The 21,924-nt window shown below is 69.1% G+C and carries 19 protein-coding genes; 12 read left to right on the plus strand and 7 right to left on the minus strand.

Going from position 1 to position 21,924, the window contains the following annotated elements; genetic code table 11:
- Nucleotides 1-30 precede the first annotated feature (30 nt).
- The 6 genes from E0H92_RS29575 to E0H92_RS29605 all read left to right on the plus strand — a co-directional run bounded on the left by E0H92_RS29575 (nucleotide 31) and on the right by E0H92_RS29605 (nucleotide 7,884).
- Nucleotides 31-1,704: a coenzyme B12-dependent isobutyryl-CoA mutase large subunit gene (locus E0H92_RS29575; RefSeq protein WP_131498578.1), complete on the plus strand. Its 1,674-nt coding sequence runs from the start codon at nucleotides 31-33 to the stop codon at nucleotides 1,702-1,704.
- Complete coding sequence (locus E0H92_RS29580) at nucleotides 1,625-3,421, plus strand: NAD-binding protein (RefSeq protein ID WP_131498579.1); 1,797 nt, start codon at nucleotides 1,625-1,627, stop codon at nucleotides 3,419-3,421. Before E0H92_RS29575 ends, E0H92_RS29580 begins: the two co-directional genes overlap by 80 nt.
- A gap of 49 nt (nucleotides 3,422-3,470) precedes the next feature.
- Nucleotides 3,471-4,406 (plus strand): tetratricopeptide repeat protein, encoded by a 936-nt coding sequence (locus E0H92_RS45590; protein ID WP_131498580.1) that lies wholly within the window; start codon nucleotides 3,471-3,473, stop codon nucleotides 4,404-4,406.
- Nucleotides 4,407-4,501: 95 nt separating this feature from the next.
- Nucleotides 4,502-5,383: a MurR/RpiR family transcriptional regulator gene (locus tag E0H92_RS29590; protein ID WP_131498581.1), complete on the plus strand. Its 882-nt coding sequence runs from the start codon at nucleotides 4,502-4,504 to the stop codon at nucleotides 5,381-5,383.
- Between the two features lie 43 nt (nucleotides 5,384-5,426).
- A complete protein-coding gene (locus E0H92_RS29600) occupies nucleotides 5,427-6,839 on the plus strand; it encodes a hypothetical protein (RefSeq protein ID WP_238173656.1) in 1,413 nt (470 codons plus the stop codon).
- Between the two features lie 55 nt (nucleotides 6,840-6,894).
- On the plus strand, nucleotides 6,895-7,884 hold the full coding sequence (locus tag E0H92_RS29605; protein ID WP_202873899.1) for an acyltransferase domain-containing protein: 990 nt from the start codon (nucleotides 6,895-6,897) through the stop codon (nucleotides 7,882-7,884).
- A gap of 1 nt (nucleotide 7,885) precedes the next feature.
- Here E0H92_RS29605 and E0H92_RS29610 read toward each other — a convergent pair whose 3' ends face one another.
- Complete coding sequence (locus tag E0H92_RS29610) at nucleotides 7,886-9,058, minus strand: citrate/2-methylcitrate synthase (RefSeq protein WP_131463647.1); 1,173 nt, start codon at nucleotides 9,056-9,058, stop codon at nucleotides 7,886-7,888.
- Between the two features lie 74 nt (nucleotides 9,059-9,132).
- Here E0H92_RS29610 and E0H92_RS29615 point away from each other — a divergent pair, with 74 nt between their 5' ends.
- Nucleotides 9,133-10,275 carry a citrate/2-methylcitrate synthase gene (locus E0H92_RS29615; RefSeq protein ID WP_131463649.1) on the plus strand — a complete coding sequence of 381 codons (1,143 nt, stop codon included), beginning with the start codon at nucleotides 9,133-9,135 and terminating at the stop codon, nucleotides 10,273-10,275.
- Here E0H92_RS29615 and E0H92_RS29620 read toward each other — a convergent pair.
- A complete protein-coding gene (locus tag E0H92_RS29620; RefSeq protein WP_131498582.1) occupies nucleotides 10,268-11,701 on the minus strand; it encodes a flavin-containing monooxygenase in 1,434 nt (477 codons plus the stop codon). The two genes, E0H92_RS29615 and E0H92_RS29620, sit on opposite strands and share 8 nt — an antisense overlap.
- A 103-nt stretch (nucleotides 11,702-11,804) precedes the next feature.
- Between E0H92_RS29620 and E0H92_RS29625 the strand changes: the two genes are divergently transcribed.
- A complete protein-coding gene (locus tag E0H92_RS29625; RefSeq protein WP_131463653.1) occupies nucleotides 11,805-12,176 on the plus strand; it encodes a YciI family protein in 372 nt (123 codons plus the stop codon).
- A 2-nt stretch (nucleotides 12,177-12,178) separates the two neighbouring features.
- Entirely contained in the window at nucleotides 12,179-13,477 is a 1,299-nt protein-coding gene (locus tag E0H92_RS29630) for an RNA polymerase sigma factor (protein ID WP_338068880.1), read from the plus strand.
- Nucleotides 13,478-13,576: 99 nt separating this feature from the next.
- On the opposite strand, the gene E0H92_RS29635 is transcribed toward E0H92_RS29630, so the two are convergent.
- A complete protein-coding gene (locus tag E0H92_RS29635) occupies nucleotides 13,577-13,993 on the minus strand; it encodes a MerR family transcriptional regulator (protein WP_131498583.1) in 417 nt (138 codons plus the stop codon).
- Between the two features lie 23 nt (nucleotides 13,994-14,016).
- On the opposite strand from E0H92_RS29635, the gene E0H92_RS29640 reads away from it, so the two are divergent.
- Nucleotides 14,017-15,402, plus strand: coding sequence for an MFS transporter (locus E0H92_RS29640; protein ID WP_131498584.1), 1,386 nt, complete (start codon nucleotides 14,017-14,019; stop codon nucleotides 15,400-15,402).
- On the opposite strand, the gene E0H92_RS29645 is transcribed toward E0H92_RS29640, so the two are convergent.
- Together E0H92_RS29645 and E0H92_RS29650 are read right to left on the minus strand one after the other, a co-directional pair.
- Nucleotides 15,359-16,318, minus strand: a complete 960-nt coding sequence (locus tag E0H92_RS29645) for an RNA polymerase subunit sigma-70 (protein ID WP_131498585.1) — start codon at nucleotides 16,316-16,318, stop codon at nucleotides 15,359-15,361. The two genes, E0H92_RS29640 and E0H92_RS29645, sit on opposite strands and share 44 nt — an antisense overlap.
- Nucleotides 16,319-16,332: 14 nt before the next feature.
- On the minus strand, nucleotides 16,333-17,232 hold the full coding sequence (locus tag E0H92_RS29650; protein WP_131498586.1) for an alpha/beta hydrolase: 900 nt from the start codon (nucleotides 17,230-17,232) through the stop codon (nucleotides 16,333-16,335).
- Nucleotides 17,233-17,298: 66 nt separating this feature from the next.
- Between E0H92_RS29650 and E0H92_RS29655 the strand changes: the two genes are divergently transcribed.
- Complete coding sequence (locus E0H92_RS29655) at nucleotides 17,299-17,682, plus strand: DUF4870 domain-containing protein (protein WP_202873901.1); 384 nt, start codon at nucleotides 17,299-17,301, stop codon at nucleotides 17,680-17,682.
- A 10-nt stretch (nucleotides 17,683-17,692) separates the two neighbouring features.
- Nucleotides 17,693-18,499 (plus strand): aminoglycoside phosphotransferase family protein, encoded by an 807-nt coding sequence (locus E0H92_RS29660; protein WP_131498587.1) that lies wholly within the window; start codon nucleotides 17,693-17,695, stop codon nucleotides 18,497-18,499.
- 316 nt (nucleotides 18,500-18,815) lie between these two features.
- Here E0H92_RS29660 and E0H92_RS29665 read toward each other — a convergent pair whose 3' ends face one another.
- Both E0H92_RS29665 and glgB read right to left on the minus strand, forming a co-directional pair.
- Nucleotides 18,816-19,703, minus strand: coding sequence for an NUDIX hydrolase (locus E0H92_RS29665; protein WP_238173657.1), 888 nt, complete (start codon nucleotides 19,701-19,703; stop codon nucleotides 18,816-18,818).
- 10 nt (nucleotides 19,704-19,713) lie between these two features.
- Nucleotides 19,714-21,909: a 1,4-alpha-glucan branching protein GlgB gene (glgB, locus tag E0H92_RS29670; protein ID WP_238173658.1), complete on the minus strand. Its 2,196-nt coding sequence runs from the start codon at nucleotides 21,907-21,909 to the stop codon at nucleotides 19,714-19,716.
- Nucleotides 21,910-21,924 lie beyond the last annotated feature (15 nt).

Raw genomic sequence — 21,924 nt, forward strand, 5'->3', positions numbered from 1 at the left:
TGGGGACCAGTTCCCAGGGAGGTCTGACTGATGGATGCCGAGCAGATCGCGGCCGGTCGCAGCCGGTGGCAGCAGCGGTACGACGCCGCACGCAAGCGGGAGGCGGATTTCACCACGCTGTCCGGCACCGAGGTCGAGCCGGTCTACGGGCCGCCCGAGGGCGTCGCCGACCCGCGGATGGAGCGGATCGGCTGGCCCGGGGAGTTCCCGTTCACGCGCGGCCTGTACGCGACCGGGTACCGCGGCCGCACGTGGACCATCCGCCAGTTCGCCGGCTTCGGGAACGCGGAGCAGACCAACGAGCGCTACCGGATGATCCTGAACGGCGGTGGCGGCGGCCTGTCGGTCGCGTTCGACATGCCGACGCTGATGGGGCGCGACTCCGACGAGCCGAAGTCGCTCGGCGAGGTCGGGCACTGCGGCGTCGCGATCGACTCGGCCGTCGACATGGACCGGCTGTTCAAGGACATCCCGCTCCAGGACGTCACGACATCGATGACGATCTCCGGCCCGGCCGTGCCGGCGTTCTGCATGTACCTGGTCGCCGCCGAGCGCCAGGGCGCGGACATCTCCAAGCTGAACGGGACGCTGCAGACCGACATCTTCAAGGAGTACATCGCGCAGAAGGAGTGGCTGTTCCCGCCGGAGCCGCACCTGCGCCTGATCGGCGACCTGATGGAGTACTGCGCGACCACGATCCCGGCGTACAAGCCGCTGAGCGTCTCCGGGTACCACATCCGCGAGGCCGGCTCGACGGCCGCGCAGGAGCTCGCCTACACGCTCGCCGACGGTTTCGGGTACGTCGAGCTCGGCCTGTCCCGCGGGCTCGACGTCGACGTCTTCGCGCCCGGCCTGTCGTTCTTCTTCGACAGCCACCTGGACTTCTTCGAGGAGATCGCGAAGTTCCGGGCTGCCCGCCGGATCTGGGCCCGCTGGCTGCGCGACGTGTACGGCGCCAAGACTGACAAGGCGCAGTGGCTCCGCTTCCACACGCAGACGGCCGGGGTGTCGCTGACGGCGCAGCAGCCGTACAACAACGTCGTACGGACGGCTGTCGAGGCGCTGGCCGCCGTACTCGGTGGGACGAACTCGCTGCACACCAACGCGCTCGACGAGACGCTCGCGCTGCCGAGTGAGGAGTCGGCCGAGATCGCGCTGCGGACCCAGTCGGTGCTGATGGAGGAGATCGGCATCACGAACGTCGCCGACCCGCTCGGCGGTTCCTGGTACGTCGAGGCGCTCACCGACGCCATCGAGGCCGAGGCCGAGCAGATCTTCGCGCGGATCAAGGAGATGAGCCCGGACGAGACGATGACCGCCGGCATCCTGCGCGGGATCGAGGACGGCTGGTTCATGGCCGAGATCGCCGACGCCGCGTTCGAGTACCAGCAGAAGCTCGAGAAGAGCGAGAAGAAGATCGTCGGCGTCAACACGCTCACCGACACCGTCTCCGGCGAGCTGGAGATCCTCCGGGTCTCGCACGAGGTCGAGGTCGAGCAGTGCCGGGTGCTTGCCGAACGCAAGGCACACCGCGACGAGGACCGGGTACGGCGTACGCTGTCGGCTCTGGTGGAGGCGGCCAGCGGCACTGGCAACCTGATCGAGCCCATGCTGGAGGCAGTGCGTGCGGAGGCCACGATGGGGGAAATCTGTCACGTTCTTCGGGAACAGTGGGGAGAGTACCGAGAGCCCGCCCGATTCTGAGGAGCCGCCATCGTCCGGGCGCGAGGCCCCGGGCGCGGCCGGGGCGCCGGACGGACGGCGCGTGGTGGTCTGCGGTTCGGACCGCACGATGCTGCGGGTGGTCACCGAGCTGGTGAGCTCGGGCGAACGGGTCACCGCGATCGTCAACCCGGCCTCCCGGCACTACGACCGGATCGGTGAGCTCGGCGCGACCGTGATGGGCGCCCGGGTGATCAGCGAGTCGTTGCTCCGGCGGGCCGGGGTCGACGCGGCCGACGACGGTACGCCGTCCACCGCGCGCGCACTGGTCCTGCTGGACACCGACGACGTCCACAACGTGCACACCGCGCTGACGGCGCGGGACATGGACAAGGACCTGCGGATCGTCGTACAGATGGTGAATCCGCGGCTGAGCAAACAGCTGAACAGTCTGCTCGGCGACTGCGTGGTGATCAACGGGCCGTCGCTCGCCGCGCCCGCGTTCGTCTCGGACGCGCTGGAGGACGACGAGCTGACCTGGATGGAGCTCGGCGGTCAGCGGGTGGTCGTCGGACAGGCCGACCTGATCCGCGAGCCGCACCTGACGGTGCTCGCGGACACGACCTCGTCCGCGACGCCGCAACTGTTGCCGTTGGCCAGCGCCGACCCGGACGGCGACATCGTGCTCGGCACCGGTGTCCGGGCGATCTGGCGCAGCCGTGACGTCCGGCCGGCCGGCTGGTTCATGGCGCTCCGCGACATTCTCGACAGCCGGGTCCGGAAGATCGCCGCGGTGATGGCGTTCCTGGTCGCGGCCGGTACGGCGCTCATTCACTTCGTCGGCGGGGTCGAATGGTGGCGGGCGGTGTACATGGCGGCCGGCGCGGTGACCTCGGCGGGGATCGAGGACAACGCGTTCTCCGACGCCGACCCGTGGGTGAAGGTGGCGGCGGTCGTGGTGCAGCTGACCGGGATCGTGCTGATGGCGCTGCTGACCGCGGTCGTGGTCGACTCGCTGATCGGCGCGCGGCTGTCGCGGATCATCGGCGGGGTGCGGGGCCGGCCGCGCAACCATGTGGTGGTCTGCGGCCTCGGTACGGTCGGCGCGCGGGTACTGGAGATCCTCACCGAGCGCGGCGTCGCGGTCGTCGGCGTCGACCAGGACGAGGACGCGCCCGGTATCCAGGTCGCGCACCGGCTGAAGATCCCGGTGGTGATCGGGGACAGCAGCAACGAGGAGACGTTGCGGTCGGCCGGCGTCCAGCGCTGTCAGTCGGTGCTCGCGATCACCGACGGCGACATCACCAACCTGGAGTCGGCGATGGTGGCCCGGGACCTCAACCCGGACGCCCGGATCACGATGCGGATGTTCGACCACGACCTCGCGCAGCGCGTCGAGCGGCGGCTGGGCCTCGGCCACAGCCGGTCGGTGTCGATGCTGGTAGCGCCCGCGGTCGCCGCCGCGGTCGCGAACCGGCGCAAGCAGGTGACGATCCCGGCCGGCCGCCGCGTGCTGCTGCTGACCGAGGTGACGGTCGAGCCCGGGTCGGTCGCCGACGGCCGGCGGCTCGGCGAACTGAACGAGGCCGAAGGGCTGCGGGTGCTCGCCCGCCAGGATCTGCAGGGTCCCTGGGAGTGGAGCCCGGCGTCCGAGCGACAGGTCAAGGTAGGGGACCGGCTGGCGGTCGCGGGGACCCGGGCAGGACTCGCGAGACTCCTGATGGTGACCCGGGCGCAGCGCAAGTCGGCGGCGTCGTAGAGGATAGACCTGTGAACGTACGGAGTGTGCACGGAATGCGAGGACAGTGGTGAGCCAGTCCAACTTCTCCCGTCCCGGGGCGGTCGACCTGTCGTCCCTCCGTAAACCGGCCGGTGCGCCGAGCGCTCCGGGTGCTGCAGGTGCTCCAGCGGGTGGCGCCGCGGGTGCGTATGCGCTGGAGGTCGGCGAGGCCAACTTCCAGGCCGACGTCATCGAGCGCTCGCTCCAGGCCCCGGTCGTCGTCGAGCTGTACTCGCCGCGGTCGCAGGGTTCGAGCGCGCTCGGTGCGGTACTGACCCAGCTGTCGACCGAGTACGCCGGGAAGTTCCTGCTGGCCCGGATCGACGTCGACGCGAACCCACAGGTCGCCCAGGCGTTCGGCGTCCAGGCGGTGCCGACCGTGATCGCCATCCTGCGGGGTCAGCCGGTGCCGCTGTTCCAGGGCGTCCTCGGTGAGCCGGAGGTCCGGCAGTACCTCGACCAGTTGCTGACGGTCGCGGTCGCGAACGGGATCACCGGGCGCGCCGAACCCGTCGGGCCGGCCGCCGACGGGCCTGCCCCGGAGGAGGACGCACCGAACCCGCGGTACGAGAAGGCCGAGAACGCGGTCGGCGCGGGCGATCTGGACGGCGCGATCGCGGCGTACGAGGAGCTGCTGAAGGAGACGCCGAACGACGCCGAGGCGAAGTCGGGGCTGGCCCGCGTGCAGCTGGTGAAGCGTACGCAGGACGTGCCGGCCGATGTCCGGACCCGGGCGGCCGACAACCCGACCGACGTCGAGGCGCAGCTGCTGGTGGCCGACGTGGACCTGATGGGCGGGCACGTGGACGACGCGTTCGCGCGCCTGATCTCCACGGTCCAGGCGACCGCCGGCGACGAGCGGAACGCCGTACGGCTGCACCTGCTCGAGCTCTTCGAGGTCGTCGGCGCGGACGACGAGCGAGTCGTCAAGGCCCGCCGCCGGCTGATGGCCGCGCTGTTCTAACAGCTACTGGTCCGACCAGTGCACTGGGTAGCTGGCCGGAATCGGACAGTGTGAATTCTTGTAATTGCTGTTGATCTGCTCTGAGAATTCTTTACATGAGCGCTGTCGAGTCGCCGCCGCCGAGTCTCGAGACCCGGATCCACGGCCTGCTGCCGGCGCTCAGCCCGGCGCAGGCGCGGATCGCCACCGAGGTGCTCCGCGACCCGGCGTCGGTCGCCTCGTCGACGATCGGCCAGCTGGCGGCCCGCTGCAGTACTTCGCTGCCGAGCGTCACCCGGTTCTGTCTCGCGCTCGGCCTGTCCGGGTACGCCGAGCTGCGGCTGACGCTGGCGGCCGAGAGTGGTCGGACCAGTCCGAGCTGGGAGCGGGGGACCGGTTCCGAGGTAGGGCCGGACGACTCGCTGGACGACGTACTCCGGACGCTGCTGCGCGCCGACACCCGCGCGCTCGAGGACACCGTCGCGGCACTCGACGTCGACGCGCTCGGACGCGCCGTCCGGGCGATCTCGGACGCGCGGCGGATCGATCTGTACGCCGTGGCGGGATCGGCGTCCGTCGCCGAGGACCTGCGGTTGCGGCTGCACCGGATCGGGCGCGGCGCGAGTACCTGGAGCGACGTACACACCGCGCTGGCCAGTTCCGCGCTGCTCGGCACCGGGGACGTCGCGATCGGGATCTCGCACAGCGGCGAGACGATCGAGGTCCTGGAGCCGATGACCCGGTCCGGCCGGCAGGGCGCGACGACTGTTGCCATCACCAACTATCCCCGGTCGCCGCTGGCGCGGGCGGCGGACATCGTCCTGGTGACCGCGGCCCGTGACGTCACGTTCCGCACCGGGGGACTGTCCGGACGGCACGCCCAGATGATCGTCCTGGACGCGCTCTACCTCGGCGTCGCGCAACGCGACTATCCCCTGGCGGAACAGGCTTTCGACGCGACCGCCGACGCGGTGTCCACGCACCGGCAGCGCTCCTGAATCACCCTCACCACTCCGTTCGACCGCCTTTCGAAGGAGAGACATGCAGAGTCCGCACCAGAGCTTCGGCCCCACCCGTCGCGCCCTGCTCCTCGGCGCCGGCGCCACCGCCCTCACCGCCGCCTCCGCCACCACCGCCTCCGCCTCGCCAACATCCGCCACGGGCGCCGCCGCCTCCGGTGCGGTGTCGGGTGCGGTGGGCTCGGCCGCGGCCGCGGTCGCCGTACCGTCGCCGGACACGTTGCCGTTGACGGGCGGGGCCGACTTCCCGATCGGGTTGTTCTGGCCGCCGCACCCGTACGCGAGTACGGCGGACCGGTTCGCCGAGATCAAGAACGCCGGGTTCGACTTCGTCATCTCCGGCAACTACGCCGGCGACGGCAACATCTTCCAGTACCAGCTCGGGCTCGCCCGCGACGCCGGCCTGAAGATGCTGATCTCGGACGACATCCAGATCCGCAACATGTCCCGCTGGTTCTCGATCTCCGACACCCCGTCGGACTTCCTCAGCGTCACCCCGGCCGAGGCCAGTGCGCTCTACGTCCGGGCCCGCGACGCCTACGGGCCGTACTCCTCGCTGGCCGGTTTCAACTTCTACGACGAACCCGGCGCAGGCTGGTTCGCGACACTGGCCAAGGCGCTGTCGATCTCCCGCGAACTGGCACCGCAACTGCTGCCGTACATCAACCTGTTCCCGTCCGACGACGCGTCGTACTACCGCGGCTTCGTCGACGTGGTGAAGCCGTCGCTGATCTCGTTCGACCGGTACCCGCTGCTCTCCGAGGGCCGCGAGGACGCGAACTACTTCCACAACTGGGCGATCGTCCGGGACGCCGCGCTGCACGGCGACATCCCGTCCTGGGTGTTCATCCAGACGCTTGCCTACAACAACCATCGCGAACCGACCGCGGCCGAGCTGCTCTGGCAGGTGAACATCAGCCTCGCGTACGGCGCGAAAGGCATCCAGTACTTCACCTACTGGACCCCTGAAGCCGCCCGCGGCGAAGGCTTCGGCCCGGCCCTGATCACCGTCGACGGCCAACGGACATCGCGCTACTACGCAGCAAAACAGATCAACACCACCTGGCTCCACCAGGTAGGCCGCGAACTCAAGCCCCTCGTCTCCGAAACCGCCGAACATGCCAACGAAACCCCACTACCGAACGGAACCGTCGCCTTCACTCCGACCAACCTGGTCTCGTCAATCACCGGCAACCCGGTCGTAGTCGGCACCTTCCGCTCCCGCGACACCACGTCAACCGACCGCTGGCTACTGATCGCCAACCGCTCCCACAGCACGCGAGCTCGAGCGGTCGTGGGTGTGAACCAGCAGACAGTCGGCTCGATCGGCGTCTTCGAACCGGCCCGCCAGAAGTACCTTCCCCAACGCCTCGCCCCGGTCCCGGTCTCACTCGCCCCAGGCGCCGCAACCCTCCTCAAACTCACCACCAAGTAGCCCACCCCGGGCTATGACCTTTCTGGTCCGCAGGATGGTGCGGGAGGAGGGTGTGATGGAGATGGGTGTCGAGGAAGTGGCCGCCGCTCTCGGGGACGATCCTGCGCTGGTGGAGTGGCTGGGAGAGTTGCAGCGAGCCGGTGAACCTGGCGACGAGCTCGTGCTCCCGAGTGCCGAGACGGCGCTGACAGCTCTGCTTCGCCTCGGCGCGCCGGCGCAGGACGCGGCCGAGATCGTCGCTGGGTTGTCCGAGCTGCAGCGCAATCCCGCCCTGGCGTGGCTTGTACGGCGGTGCGCCCAGCGAACCGTCGCTGATATGGGCGGGTTTCGGCCCGGTGGATCCTGGCCGACATTGCCGGACGGCTGGGATCGCTACTTCTACGTGTACGTCTTTCTTGCCGTTCTCCCGTCTGTCCGCGCGTACCACGAACGGCGCGGTATCCCCGACGACATCTCCTGGGCGACGCTCGCGGCGCTCGGCCATGCCGTCGAGTCCCATCGGCAACGGCTCGGCACCGGCGGCATCGACGCGCCGTTCTGGATCGACCTGCACTTCCGCGGCGGGATCTATCTGCTCGGCCGGTTGGGCTTCAACCGCGGTGATCTCGGATTCCTCGCCCCGGCAGTGCAGGCCGCCGGCCTTCCGTACCAAGAGTCCGCTCCCGCGCTGGGCGTGCACGCCGCCCCGACCGGCCCCTTGGACCCGGCCGCCTGCGACGCATCCTTCGATCTCGCCCGTGAGTTCTTTGCGCGGCATTTCCCCGAGGAGACGTACCGACTCGCGCGGTGCGGATCGTGGATCCTTGACCCGCAGCTCGCCGAGTACCTGCCGGCCGATTCCAACATCATCCGCTTCCAACGCCGCTTCCAGTTGACACCGGAGACACGGGACGGCGATGCCGACATGCTGTCCCGAATCTTCGGGGCGGCACCCGATACGGATCTCGCGACCCTCCCGTGCCGGACGACCCTCCAGCGAGCCGTGATCGACCACCTGCAGGCCGGCCGCCACTGGAAGATCGGCTTCGGCTGGCTCGAACTCTGACTCAGGTGGTCTGGCCGGTGTAGATGCCCAGGGTTCGGAAGCGGAGGGCGGGGGCGGCGTACTCCTCGAGGGCGTGGGCGGTCCAGCCGATCATGCGGGCGAGGGCGAAGAGGGCGTCGCCGGCGTCGGGGCGGAAGTTGTACGCGTGCATGACGGCGGCGAGCGCGAGATCGCTGTTGGGGAAGGCCGGCGTACGGTCGGCGATCGCGTGGATCGTGCTGACGATCGGGTGGTCGCTTAGGAGTTCGAGGAGTACGTCGGCGCGCGGGTCCCGGTGCTGGTAGATGCGGTGGCCGAAGCCGGGGATCGGTTCGCCGGAGCGCAACTGGTCCGACAACGCCTTCAACGGATCGTGTTTCGCTCGGTCCAGGAACTCGTACGCGAGAGTCGGGGCAGCGCCGTGGTACTGCCCGTCGAGTGCGCCGAGCCCTGCCGAGATGACGGCGTACAGGTTGGCGCGGGCGCTGGCTGCGACCCTGGCGGCGACGGTGGAGACGGCGAGGCCGTGGTCGGCCAGCAGGATGAGCGCGGCGTCGAGGATCTCCGGGTGTGGTTCTGCGTCCGTGAGCTTCGGCCAGAGCTTCCCGCCCAGCGTCGTCCGCGTGACGATCGGCCCCGGGAGTGCTGCGACCAGGGTCCCGATCAGCCTCCCTGCCGCGGCAGTCACCGAAGTCGCCGACAGATCGAACCGCAACGGATCCGCAGCCCCCAGTACGGCGACCGCCACCCGCAGCCGATCCGTCAACCGAGCCCCCGCCGGCACCACCTCCATAGCCGCCCGAGCCAACGCCACCCCCTCCCGCTCAACCCCGAACAGGTCCCCTTCCATCGCTGGATCTGTTGGGGGTTGGCCTGTCCAGAGGAGGGTGGCTACCTGGGGGAGGGTGGCGGTGGTGGCCAGGGACTGGGCGGAGTGGCCTCGGTAGTAAAGGTTGTCGTCCTGGAGGAGGGTCAGTTCGGATTCGATGCGTTCCACGACGCCGGAGTGTTCGACCGAGCGGGCGGCCAGGCGTTCGACGTCCGCGGCGGGGAAGAGGCTGCCGCGGCGGCCGCGGGCTCGGACGCTGGTGAGGAGGCCGCGGCTGACGTAGGCGTAGACCGTGGCCGGCTTGACCTGCAGACGGCGCGCCACTTCGGCGGTGGTCAGGTAATTCTCGTCACCTTCGGACGGCATTCCCCGCTCCTCGCATCATCCATGTTGACTGGATCAATATTGACAATCATTGATCGCCTGTCAACTCTGAAGGTATGTCAACAACGATCAATGTTCCGCCCGGTCTGCGCAACGTCGTCGTCACCGAGACGACCCTCGGCGACGTTCGCGGTGACGAGGGTTTCTACCACTACCGCGAGTACTCGGCGATCGACCTCGCCAAGTCCAAGACCCTCGAAGACGTCTGGTACCTGATGTTCGAGGGCCACCTCCCGACCGCCGCCGAGCGCGCCCGGTTCGTCGCCGAGCTCGCCCCGCTGCGCGTCCTCCCCGACGAAGTCAGCGCGGTCCTCCCGGCCATCGCGGCCGCCGGTACGACGTTCAACCCGCTCGCCGGTCTCCGCACCGCCCTGTCGCTTCTGGCCGCTGTTCGTGGTCTCCCAAAGCTGTGGGACGTTGACCAGGCTCGCCGCAAGGCCGACGCGATGCTGGTCTGCGCAGTGACGCCAACCATCCTCGCGGCCCTGTACCGGCTCCGCGAAGGACAGCAGCCGCTCGAACCCCGCGCCGACCTCTCGGCGGCCGAGAACTGGCTCTACCTGGTGACCGGCAACGAACCCACCGCCGTCCACGCCACCGCGATCGAGCACTACCTGGTCTCGACCGTCGACCACGGCTTCAACGCGTCGACCTTCACCGCCCGCGTCATCGCGTCGACCGGTGCGGACGTGGTTGCTGCCGTGGCGGGTGCGATCGGCGCGTTCTCAGGTCCGCTGCACGGCGGTGCGCCGGATCGCGCGCTCGCGAGCCTCGACGAGATCGGTACGCCGGACCGCATCGACGACTGGGTCCGCGCGAAGGTGTCGGCCGGCGACCGGATCATGGGCTTCGGGCACGCGGTGTACCGCACCGAGGACCCGCGTTCGCTGATGCTGCGCGATATCGCCCGCGGCATCGGCGGCGAACTCGTCGATTTCGCGACGACCGTCGAGCAGCGGATCGTCGACGTACTCGCCGAGCTGAAGCCGGGCCGGAACCTGTACGCCAACGTCGAGTTCTACGCGGGTGTCGTGATGGAGCTGTGCGGGATCCCGCGCGCGATGTTCACGCCGACGTTCGCGGTCAGCCGCATCATCGGCTGGTCCGCCAACATCCTCGAACAGTCCACCGACTCCAAGATCATCCGCCCAGCCGCGACGTACGTCGGTCCGCAGCCTCCCGTGCCCGTCCCTAACTGAACTGCATGACGCCGTCGTCGACGCGGTTGTAGCGGAGGGTTATGAGGTCGCGGGGGTAGTTCTGGCGGAGGCGCCAGGGGCCCTGGGTGCCTTGGCGGGGGAGGATCTGGGCGGCGCGGCGGATGTAGCCGGAGGAGAGGTCGACGACGGGGCGGGGTGGGGCGTCGTACTCGGAAGGGTCGACGTCGGGCAGGCAGATACGGGTGCCGGTTGTGGTGAGGTGGTTGAGCAGCCGGCACACGTACTGCGAGGTGAGGTCCGAGCGCAACGTCCACGAGTTGTTGGTGTACCCAATGCACCAGGCGAGGTTCGGTACGCCGCTCAGCATCATGCCCTTGTAGACGAACGTGTCGTGCGGCGCGACCGGCCGCCCGTCGACGGTCACCTGAATGTTGCCTAGCGCAACCATGCGGAGGCCGGTCGCGGTGACCACCAGATCGGCGTCCAGTTCGCGCCCGGACCGCAGCCGCAGTCCGGTCGGTGTGAACCGGTCGATCTCGTCGGTCACCACCGACGCCGACCCGTTGCGCAGCGCCTTGAACAGGTCCGCGTCCGGGACCAGGCACAGTCGCTGGTCCCACGGCTTGTACCGCGGCGTGAAGTGCGGATCGACCGGGATCGACTCCGGCAGCTGCTTCGCCACAGTGCTGTTCAACAGCCAGGCGGCGTGCGCGGGCCATTTCCGGAACGCGTTGTAGATGGCGGTGCTCGCGACGACGTTCTTCCCGCGGATCACCCGGTGCGCGAGCTTCTCGGGCAGTACGGCGCGGATGCGGTCCGACAACGCGTCGTGGGCCGGCCGCGAAGCGACGTAGCTCGGCGACCGCTGCAGCATCGTCACGTGCTCCGCCGTACCCGCCATCGCGGGCACCAGGGTCACCGCGGTCGCGCCGCTGCCGATCACCACGACACGCTGGCCTGAATAGTCCAACTGGTCAGGCCAGTGCTGCGGGTGCACGATCCGCCCCTGGAAATCATTCTTTCCGTCGAAGTCGACAACGTACCCCGAGTCGTAGTCGTAGTACCCGCTGCACACGTAGAGGAACGAGCAGGTGTACGTCATGTCGGCCGTCTCCACGGTCCAAAGCGCGTCCGCCGACGACCACGAGGCGCGGGCGACGCGCTGACCGAAGCGGATGTGCTTGTCGATTCCGTACGCCGCCGCGGTCTCGTGCAGGTAGTCGAGGATTGACGGCCCGTCCGCGATCGCCTTCGCCGCCTTCCACGGGTGGAACGGGAAGCCGAGCGTGAACATGTCGGAGTCCGACCGCACCCCCGGGTACCGGAACAGGTCCCAGGTGCCGCCGAGCGCGTCGCGGCCCTCCAGTACGGCGTACGTACGGTCCGGGCACCGGGTCTGGAGCCGGTACGCCGCACCGATCCCGGACAGGCCCGCGCCGACGATCAGGACGTCGAGGTGCTCCATGTACCCCACGGTAATAAAAATTCTTTCCGGGTGTTGTCGATTCCGTGTCGCGACGATCGTCAGCAAGATGTCCAAGTAGAAGCCCTAGACGAGGGAGCCCGAGATGGCGCAGTACATGTTCCTGCTGTTCGACAGCGAGGAGTGGTACGACAACCTGACGCGCGACGAGTGGCAGCAGGCGATGAAGTTGCACGGCGAGTTCACGGCGGCGGTGGAGAAGGCCGGGGCCCGGATCCTCGGCGGGGAGGCGCTCGAGCGGTCCAGTACGGCGAGCACGGTGAAGAACCGCGAGGGCGCCGAGCCGCTGGTCACCGACGGGCCGTTCATCGAGACGCGGGAGGCGCTCGGCGGGTTCTACGTGATCGAGGCCCGCGACCTTGACCAGGCGCTCGAGCTGGCCAAGCTCTGCCCGTCCGGCAACATCGAGGTCCGCCCGGTGATGCCGACATCCGAGGCCGACGCGCCGCCGGCCTGAGCATGCCGTTCGACCGTGGTACGCCGACGCTCCGTCCCGTCGGCGTACCAGCGGGCGGGGAGACAGGGGAGATGGTGACGGAGGCTGTAGAGGTGACCCGGGTGGTGGACCGGGCGCATCGCGAGAGCTGGTCGACGGTGCTGTCGTCGGTGGTCCGGCTGACGCGGGACCTGGATCTCGCGGAGGACTGCACGCAGGACGCGTTCGTCCAGGCGCTGCGTACCTGGCCGGACGGGATTCCGGACAATCCGGCCGGCTGGCTGACCACGGTCGCTCGGCGGCTGGCGCTGGATCGGCTGCGGCGGGAGACGACCCTGCGGCGGAAGCTACCGCTGCTGGTGGAGCAGTCCGACGAGCCCGACGACGCCGAGCAGCCGACTGATCCGTTGCGGCTGGTGTTCACGTGCTGCCACCCGGCGTTGGCTCGGGAATCGCAGGTGGCGTTGACGTTGCGGCTGATCTGCGGGTTGACCACGCGGGAGGTCGCCGCGGTGCTGCTGATCGGCGAGGCGACGGCGGCCGCGCGGATCACCCGGGCGAAGAAGAAGATCGCGGCGGCCGGGATTCCGTATCGGATCCCGGCGGATCACGAGTTGCCGGCGCGGATGGATGTGGTGCTGACCGTTGTGCACCTGGTGTACACAGCGGGGTACGTCGCGACCGGGGTGGAGCTGACGCGGGCCGATCTGACCGGGCGGGCGATCGAACTGGCGCGGATGCTCGAGCGGTTGATGCCGGACGAGCCGGAACCGCTAGCGCTGCTCGGGCTGCTGTTGATGACCGAGGCGCGTGGTGACGCGCGGGTCAGTGCGGACGGTGAACTGGTGCTGCTGGCGGATCAGGATCGGTCGCGGTGGGACGGGAAGCTGCTGGCGGAGGGGGTCGCTCGGGCGACTGCGGCACTGCAGCGGGGGACTGGGCGGTTCGCGTTGCAGGCGGCTGTGGCCGGGCTGCATGTGACGGCGCCGTCGTGGGAGAAGACGGACTGGGGGCAGGTGGTCCGGATGTACGACGCGATGATGGTGAGCTGGCCTACGCCGATCGTCGCGCTCAATCGGGTGGCTGCGCGCAGTTTGGTGCCGGGGGCTGATCTCGAGGCGGTGCTGGTCGAGTTGGATGCGTTGGGCAAGGAGCCGGCACTCGCGACGTACGCCTATCTCCCCGCGACCCGAGCCGACATCCTCACCCGCCTCGACCGCTCGAGAGAAGCAGCAGATGCTTATCAGCAGGCGATAGAACTCACAGCCAACGAAACCGAACGCCGCTTCCTGAAGGCCAGGCTCAACACGCTCATGCGCTGAGCGGACCTCACGGGATGGGGCGAAGGAGGGGGACGGGGCGACGCGCCGGGGGTGGGACAGCGGGGCGGAGCCTGCGCGGGATGGGCGGGAGCGGGTGGGTTATTCGTGGGGGGCCCAGAGGTGGTCGGCGGTGCCGGCTTGGAGGCGGCCTCGGTAGACGTCGATCTTGTGGTCTATGAGGTCGAGGCTTTCGGTGAGTTGGGCGAGTTGGGTGAGAATCTCGGCGCGGTGGGTCTCGAGGAGTTCGAGGCGGTCCTTCTCGTTGCCGCGGCCGGCGGTGACGAGTTCGGCGTACCGGCGGATGGTGCGGATCGGCATGCCGGTGGCGCGGAACCTGGTGCAGATCTTGATCCAGTCCAGGTCGATCTGCCGGTACCGGCGACGCCCGCCCGCGGTGCGGTCGACGGTGGTGACGACCAGGCCGGCGCGCTCGTAGTACCGCAGCGTGTGGACGCTGACGCCGGTGCGTTCGGCGGCTTCGGAGATGCTGATCCCGCGTTCATTGACTTCGAGCACGCTCTAAATCCTAGCGTTGTTCCATGACCACCCTCCAGGAATCGGCCACGGTCCGCCGGTACGCCGTCCTCGCGATCTGCTGCGCGAGCCTGCTGATCTCGGTGATGGACATCTCGATCGTGAACATGGCGCTGCCCGCGATCGGGGACGATCTCGGCGCCTCGACGGCCGGCCTGCAGTGGACCGTCGACGCCTACACGCTGGTGCTGGCGAGCTTCCTGCTGCTGGCCGGCTCCACGGCCGACCGGTACGGCCGCAAGCGCATGTTCCGCCTCGGGCTGACCGTCTTCGGCCTCGGCTCCCTGCTCTGCAGCCTCGCCCCGAGCATCGAGACGCTGATCGCCGCCCGCGCCGTCCAGGCGGTCGGCGGCACGCTGCTCAACCCGGTCGCGATGGCGATCGTGGTGACGGTGTTCCCGGAGCGCGCCGAACGCGCCCGCGCGATCGGCATCTTCGGCGCGACCGCGGGCCTCTCGCTCGTCCTCGGCCCGATCCTCGGCGGTGCGCTCGTCGACGGTCTCGGCTGGCGTTCGATCTTCTGGGTGAACCTGCCGATCGTCGTCCTCGCGGTGATCTTCACCAGCTTGTACGTCCCCGAGTCCCGCGCCGCCCACGGCCGCCGCTTCGACCCGATCGGCCAGCTTCTGGTCGTCGTCCTGCTCGGCAGCGTCGTCTCCGCGATCATCGAGAAGAACGGCCTGCGAACACCGCTGATCGTCGCGGCCGCTGTCGCCGCGGTCCTCCTGATCGCGTACGAACGCCGCCGCGCGGAGCCGTTGCTCGAGCTCCGCCTGTTCCGCAGCGTCCCGTTCAGCTCGGCCGTGGTGATCGCGATGTTCGCCTACACCGGGTTCGGCGCATTCCTCTTCGTCACCACGCTCTACCTGCAAAGCGTTCGGCACCTGTCCGCCCTGGAAGCCGGCCTGTGCCTGCTGCCCGTCGGTCTCCTGATCTGCGTCCTCTCACCGCTGACCGGCCGGATCGTCGGCGCGCGCGGCCCGCGCCTACCGCTCGTCGTCGCAGGTACGGCGCTGACGCTCGGAGCACTCGCCTCGCTCACGATCCAGGCGTCCACGCCGCTGCTCGCCGTACTCGCGGTCTTCCTGTTCTTCGGCGTCTTCCTCGGCACCATCAATCCGCCGATCGCGAATTCGGCGGTGTCCGGGATGCCCGCGTCGATGGCCGGCCTGGCGGGTTCGCTGGCGTCGGTCGGCCGGCAGACCGGTACGTCGCTCGGTGTCGCGATCGCCGGATCGATCGTCGGCGCCACCGCGACGACCGATCCGCGGCGGTTCGTCCGCGCAGAGCACATCGTCTGGTGGCCGACGCTCGCGATGGGTCTCGTCGTACTGGCGTTGGCGCTGGTCAGCACGAGCCGCCGGGCGCGGCTTGCGGTGCAGGAACTCTAGGCAGGCCGAAGTACGGCACCAGCTCGGGGTCGCTGAAGACGTGGATGTGGGTCAGGCCGGTGGGGGTTGGCGTGAGGACGGCGACACCGTACGGGTCGCCCTTGAAGTAGGCGCCTACCGCGGGCTGGCCGTTCGCGATGATCGGGATCATCCGCCAGTCGCCCGGTGCGCCGACGGCGGAGGCGAGGAGCTGCAGGCACATCACGCGACCGCTGAACCAGGTCGTCGTACCGACCATTTCGATCGCGGCATCCGCGCGGAGAGCACGTTCCAGCGCGGCGGTGTCGGCGTTCTCGAAGCCGGCGATGTAGTCGCCTAGCAGTGCTAGCGATTCGGGGTCGGTCGGCGCCGAGACCTCGCCCGGAGCCGTGGAATCCAGGTTGGCACGGGCGCGCTGGAGGGTGCTCTTCACGGCCGCGACCGACGTGTCGAGCATGGTCGCAACCTCAGCGGCCGGGAAGGCGAGGACCTCTCGCAGGATCAGTACGGCGCGCTGCTTCGGCGGCAGGTACTGCAAGGCGGCGATCAGAGCCAGCCGCAGACTCTCCCGCAGCGTGACGATCGCAGCAGGATCCGTCGGCGCAGGTGTCACCAGGGTCTCGGCGATCGGCTCCACGAACCGCACCGCCGGATCGTCCGGCGGCACCCCGGGACTGAGGTCGGTCGCGGGTGCTCCGAGACCGGACGGGAGTGCGCGGCGGCCGCGCTGTTCGATCGCGGTCAGGCAGACGTTGGTCGCGATGCGGTACAGCCAGACCCGCAAGGACGAGCGGCCCTCGAAGGACGACCACGACCGCCAGGCGCGCAGGTACGTTTCCTGCACCGCGTCCTCGGCCTCGTGGACGGACGCCAGCATCCGGTAGCAGTGCGCGAGCAACTCCTTGCGGAACGGCTCGGTCAGGCCGAACTCGCTCATCACAGCTCCCTGAGTCATCGCAGCTCCAGCACCCGTCGGGCAAAGCGTCCCATCCGCCGGATCGCATCGTCCGCCTCCGGCGCGCGCCCGGCCGCCATCTGGAACGTGTGCTGCATCTCCGGGAACACGTCCAGCTCCACCTCGACCCCGGCCTTCTCCGCGCCCGCCGCGAGCTGCTGCGCGTCGTCCAGCAGTACTTCGTCCCCGCCGACCTGGATGTAGATCGGTCCGAGCCCGGTCAGGTCGCCGTACAGCGGGTTCACGAACGGATCGCGCGGTGAACCGTCCGGACCGAGGAAGATCCAGGCGAGCCTGCGCACCAGGTCCCGGTGGAAGAACGCGTCGCGGTCCCGGTTCTGGTCGTACGACGCTCCCGTGGCCTCGAAGTCCACCCACGGCGAGAACGGCATCGCACCGGCGGGCAGTGGCAGGCCGACCGAGCGGGCGCGCAGCTGCGTGGTGATCGCCAGCCCGCCGCCGGCCGAGTCACCGGTGAACAGGACGTGCTCGGGCGCGATGCCCTGATCGAGCAGCCAGCGGTACGTGTCGGCCGCGTCGTCGACCTGGGCCGGATGCGTGTGATCGGGCGCCAGCGGATAGTCGAAGACCAGCGCCCGTACGCCGACCTCTCGGGCGAGGTGCGCGAACAGCTTCCGGTGCGAGTACTGCGATCCGCCGACGAAGCCGCCGCCATGCAGACACAGCAGCACCCGGTCGGCGGCGGCGCCGTGCGGCACGATCCACTGCGCCCGGCGTCCCGGCACCGCCAGATAGTCGACGTCCGCCGGCTCGGTCGTCAGCTCGGCCCAGCGATGATCGGCCAGCTCCTGATCGCCGTCCTGGCGGTTCTCCTCGGCGGCCTTCCGGTTCGCGGCCCAGTGCCGCCGTACTGCTTCCGACTCCTTGCTCGCCATCGTGCGTCCCTTTCGTTGCAGGTCTGTCACCGGTACTGACCGAGGACACCGCGAAAAGGAATCGGTGTGCTTGACTGGATTATGAGCACGCCGCTGTCAGGCTCCGAAGAACGTACGTGGGCGATGGTCGCGCACATCGGTGTGCTGATCGCCGCCTGGCTGGCGATGGGCTTCCTCTGCCCGCTGATCATCTGGCTGATCTTCCGGGACCGCTCGGACTTCGTGAAGCGGCACGCGGTGGAGTCGCTGAACTTCCAGATCTCGCTGCTGATCTACTCGGCACTCGCGGCCGTGCTGATCTTCATCACGTTCGGTCTCGGGGTGCTGATCGTCGTACCGCTGATCGTGATCGGCGCGATCGCGGCGCTCGTGGTGATCATCCTCGCGACGGTCGCCGCGTCCGGTGGGGACGACTACCGCTACCCGTTGACGATTCGCTTCGTTCGCTAGGGTCGGCCCGGTGGAACTCATCGGGCAGGGGATGGAAGGTGCCGTCTACGATCTCGGCGACGGCACCGTGCGGAAGGTCTGGTTCGATCGCCGGCCGGAGGACGTCCGGCCGTTGAAGGCGTTCCTCGACGCGCTGCCGGAGCTGCCGTTCCGGACGCCGCGGATCCGGGAGATCTCCGCGGGCGAGGACGGGCTGGCGGTCAGCGTCGAGGACAAGCTGACCGGCGTACCGCTGTCCGAGGCCGGGCTGCCGGAAGAGGTCGCCCTGGACGCGTTCGTGTCCGTGGTCGAGGCGTTGCGCGAGGCGCGGCCAGGGCCGGCGCACCAGGCGATGCCGGTGCTGGGACAGCCGTTCTGGTCGTGGGGCGAGAGTTTGGCGGGATTGGTACGGCGTCGCGCCCACGCCTCGGGTGTTTACCTGCAGCGGGACGTCGCCGGTTTCCCAGAACTGTTGCGGAACATGCTGGACGGCCTGGCTCAGATCGGCGACGGGTTGAGTGTCGTGCACGGGGACATCTGTCCGCCCAACGTGCTGATGGACGGTCAGCGGGTCGCGGCAGTGCTGGACTGGGGGTTCCTGTCGACCGGAGGGGACAGCACGTTCGAGGCGTCGCTGGCGGCCGGGTTCTTCGACATGTATTCGCCCGACGCGCGCCGACTCGACGACCTGCTCACGGCCCGGTTCGAGGAGCTCGGGCACGATCGGGAGCGGATGCGGCTGTACCGGAGGGCGTACGCCGTCATCACCGCCACGATCTACGACGAGAACGCCGGCGACGGCCACTACACCTGGTGCATCAACCAGCTCACGAGATAACTACCGCGACGACTGCGGGCTGTGTGGGTGGTTGGTGCCGGCGCGGGCGCCGCCGCAAACCCCGTGGCTGCTTGGCTCCCCAAACCGGTTTGGGGAGCCCTGCACCCCGGGGAAGTCGTGCCCCAGGGGAGGTAGTGGGTGGGCAGCCGAACAGCGGGGACTGGGAACAGGCAGTGGTGACTGGGGACAGGTAATACCAGGTGCCTACCCACCGTTGCCTGTTCCATGTTCCCGGATCGGGTTGATCGCCGACCGCACATCGGACAGGAGAGCGTGCGGCGTACGTGCCGGACAAAGCAGTGGTGCGCCGCTCAGCTCACGAGGTGATCGGCGAGCCGTTCCTGAGGTTGTGCAGCTGGTCCGGGGCGGCCAGGAGCATCGGGAGTCGGCGGGCGTTGAGCGGTGACACCAGCCCGGCCAGCTTGTCCGGCGGATGCCACGAGACACCGCGGATCTCGAATCCGTCCGGCTGCAACCGGTCGATCAGCGACGGGTCGTGGACGCCGCCGTCGTACAGGATCTCGACAGCGTCGCCCCAGCCCTCCCAGCGCGGCAGCCAGTCGATCGCCAGTACGCCGAGCAGCGGGAGCGCCGTACCGAGCTCCTCCTCCATCTCGCGGGACGCGCCGGTCGCCGGGTCCTCGTCCGGCTCGACCACGCCGCCCGGCAGCTCCAGGTCGCTCTTGTAGCTGACCTCGCACAGCAGCACCCGTCCACCGGTGTCGCGGACGACGACGTGCGCGATCACCCGCTTCTTGGGCAGCGTCGAGTCCATCAAAGCCGTCCAGCCGGTCACCGTGTTCGGGCGCGGGTCATCGGTGCGCATGCCGTAGATGGCGACGTCGCGGCGCTCACCCTCCACGAGCGCGGCACCGCGCAGTACGCCTTCACGCCGGAACCCGGAGCGGACCGCGATCCGGGCCGACGAATGCAGCTCCGGGTCCACCTCGACCTGCAGCCGCTCGAGCCCGAGCTCACCGAAGGCGTACTCCGTTACGAGCCGCATGGCCTGCTCCGCGACTCCGGGGCCGCCTTCGAGGGACCAGACGACCAAAGCGGCCCCAGGCGTGGTCCGGCGCACCTCGATGGTCCCCATGGTGTCGCCTGGGGCCCTGTGCTCGACGGTGAACGTCGTCACCTGCCCGTTCGGCTGCGAAGGGCGCAGCGTCAGGTCACCATCTGACAGGGGTTCCACGGCGGTCACGCCGTGAACGCTACCCGGTGAAGCGCAGGTACACCGTGGCCAGGGGTGGCACGGACAGCTCGGCGCTGCTGTCCATCCCGTGCCAGGGTGTGCCGTTGGCCTCCACCGCGCCGAAGTTGCCGACACCGGATCCGCCGTACGAGTTGGCGTCGGTGTTGACGACCTCCTCCCAGCGACCGGCATACGGCAGGCCGAGGCGGTAGCCGTGGTGCGGGATCGCGGAGAAGTTCGCGATACACGCCACGGTCGGTTCACCCTCCTCGCCGTACCGGACGAACGAGAACACGTTGTTGCCGGCGTCGTTCGCGTCGATCCAGCTGAACTTCTCCGCGTCGTGGTCCGTCCGCCAGAACGCCGGGTTGTCCTTGTAGACCTGGTTCAGGTCGCGGATCAGGTCCTGCAGACCCTTGTGGTCGCTGTGCTCCAGCAGCCACCAGTCCAGCTCGCCCTTCTCCGACCACTCCGACTCCTGGCCGAACTCGCAGCCCATGAACAGCAGCTGCTTACCCGGGTGCGCCCACATCATCGCCAGGTACGCGCGGAGGTTCGCGAGCTGCTGCCAGCGGTCACCCGGCATCTTCCGCAGCAGCGACCCCTTGCCGTGCACGACCTCGTCGTGGGACAGCGGGAGGACGAAGTTCTCGGAGTACGCGTACATCATCGAGAACGTCAGCTCGTGGTGGTGGTACTGCCGGTGCACCGGCTCGTGCTCCAGGTAGCGCAGCGAGTCGTTCATCCAGCCCATGTTCCACTTGAAGCCGAACCCGAGACCGCCGAGATGCGTCGCGCGGGTGACACCCGGCCAGGACGTCGACTCCTCCGCGACCGTGATCACGCCCGGGACCCGCTTGTAGAGCGTCGCGTTCATCTCCTGCAGGAACGACACGGCCTCCAGGTTCTCCCGGCCGCCGAACTGGTTCGGCACCCACTGACCCTCTTGACGCGAGTAGTCCAGGTAGAGCATCGACGCGACCGCGTCCACCCGCAGCCCGTCGATGTGGAACTCCTCGGCCCAGTAGAGCGCGTTCGCGACCAGGAAGTTCCGCACCTGCGGACGGCCGAAGTCGAACACCAGCGTGCCCCAGTCGGGCTGCTCGCCGCGCCGCGGGTCCGGGTGCTCGTAGAGCGGCGTCCCGTCGAACCGGGCCAGCGCCCAGGCGTCCTTCGGGAAGTGCGCCGGGACCCAGTCGACGAGGACGCCGATCCCCGCCTGGTGCAGCCGGTCGACGAGGTGCTTGAAGTCGTCCGGGTCGCCGAAGCGCGACGTCGGAGCGAAGTACGACGTGACCTGGTAGCCCCACGAACCGCCGAACGGGTGCTCCATCACCGGCATGAACTCGACATGCGTGAAGCCCATGTCGTTGACATAGGCAACGAGCTCGTCGGCCAGCTCGCGGTACGACTTGCCCTTGCGCCACGAGCCGAGATGCACCTCGTACACGCTCATCGGCTCGGCGTAGGCCTGCGCGTCGGCGCGCTTGGCCAGCCAGTCGGCGTCGCTCCACTCGTACGTCGACTCGTGCACGACGGACGCGTTCGCCGGGGGAGTCTCGGCCAGGTTCGCCATCGGGTCGGCCTTCTGCCGCCAGACGCCGTCGCGGCCGCAGATGTCGAACTTGTACCGCGTACCGGGGCCGACGCCGGGTACGAACAGCTCCCACACACCGGAGCCGCCGAGCGAGCGCAGCGGATGCGCGCGCCCGTCCCAGAAGTTGAAGTCCGCGGTCAGCCGGATGCCCTGCGCGTTCGGGGCCCAGACCGCGAACGACGTACCGGTCACGGCGCCGCCCGGCCCCTCGTACCGCCGGACGTGGGCGCCGAGCACGGTCCACAGCTGCTCATGGCGGCCCTCGCCGATCAGGTGCAGATCCACCTCGCCGAGCGACGGGAGGTACCGGTACGGGTCGTCGACCTCGGTCGCGGGACCGTCGGTGTAGGTGACCTCGAGACGGTAGTCCGGGACCTTGTCGATATCGAGTACGCCGACCCAGATCCCGTCGTACTCGTGCCGGAGCTCGAGCCGCTGGTCGTCGTACAGCACCGTCACGCTGTTCGCGTACGGGCGTAGCGCGCGGACGGTGACGCCGTGGTCCCCGAGATGCGGGCCGAGCACCTGATGAGGATCGTGGAACGTGCCGGCGACCAGTCGTTCGAGATCGGTCCGATCCACCGAAACCGCTGTCACCACAGGCACGTCAGCCGCCACCACCGGCTCCTCAAA

The sequence above is a fragment of the Kribbella speibonae genome (assembly GCF_004331375.1).
Lineage (GTDB): Bacteria > Actinomycetota > Actinomycetes > Propionibacteriales > Kribbellaceae > Kribbella > Kribbella sindirgiensis.

Coding starts and splice junctions, on each gene's coding strand:
- E0H92_RS29575 (WP_131498578.1), top strand. CDS start 31: ATGGATGCCGAGCAGATCGCGGCCGGTCGCAGCCGGTGGCAGCAGCGG.
- E0H92_RS29590 (WP_131498581.1), top strand. CDS start 4,502: ATGAGCGCTGTCGAGTCGCCGCCGCCGAGTCTCGAGACCCGGATCCAC.
- E0H92_RS29600 (WP_238173656.1), top strand. CDS start 5,427: ATGCAGAGTCCGCACCAGAGCTTCGGCCCCACCCGTCGCGCCCTGCTC.
- E0H92_RS29605 (WP_202873899.1), top strand. CDS start 6,895: ATGGAGATGGGTGTCGAGGAAGTGGCCGCCGCTCTCGGGGACGATCCT.
- E0H92_RS29610 (WP_131463647.1), bottom strand. CDS start 9,058: ATGCCGTCCGAAGGTGACGAGAATTACCTGACCACCGCCGAAGTGGCG.
- E0H92_RS29615 (WP_131463649.1), top strand. CDS start 9,133: ATGTCAACAACGATCAATGTTCCGCCCGGTCTGCGCAACGTCGTCGTC.
- E0H92_RS29620 (WP_131498582.1), bottom strand. CDS start 11,701: ATGGAGCACCTCGACGTCCTGATCGTCGGCGCGGGCCTGTCCGGGATC.
- E0H92_RS29625 (WP_131463653.1), top strand. CDS start 11,805: ATGGCGCAGTACATGTTCCTGCTGTTCGACAGCGAGGAGTGGTACGAC.
- E0H92_RS29630 (WP_338068880.1), top strand. CDS start 12,179: ATGCCGTTCGACCGTGGTACGCCGACGCTCCGTCCCGTCGGCGTACCA.
- E0H92_RS29640 (WP_131498584.1), top strand. CDS start 14,017: ATGACCACCCTCCAGGAATCGGCCACGGTCCGCCGGTACGCCGTCCTC.
- E0H92_RS29645 (WP_131498585.1), bottom strand. CDS start 16,318: ATGAGCGAGTTCGGCCTGACCGAGCCGTTCCGCAAGGAGTTGCTCGCG.
- E0H92_RS29650 (WP_131498586.1), bottom strand. CDS start 17,232: ATGGCGAGCAAGGAGTCGGAAGCAGTACGGCGGCACTGGGCCGCGAAC.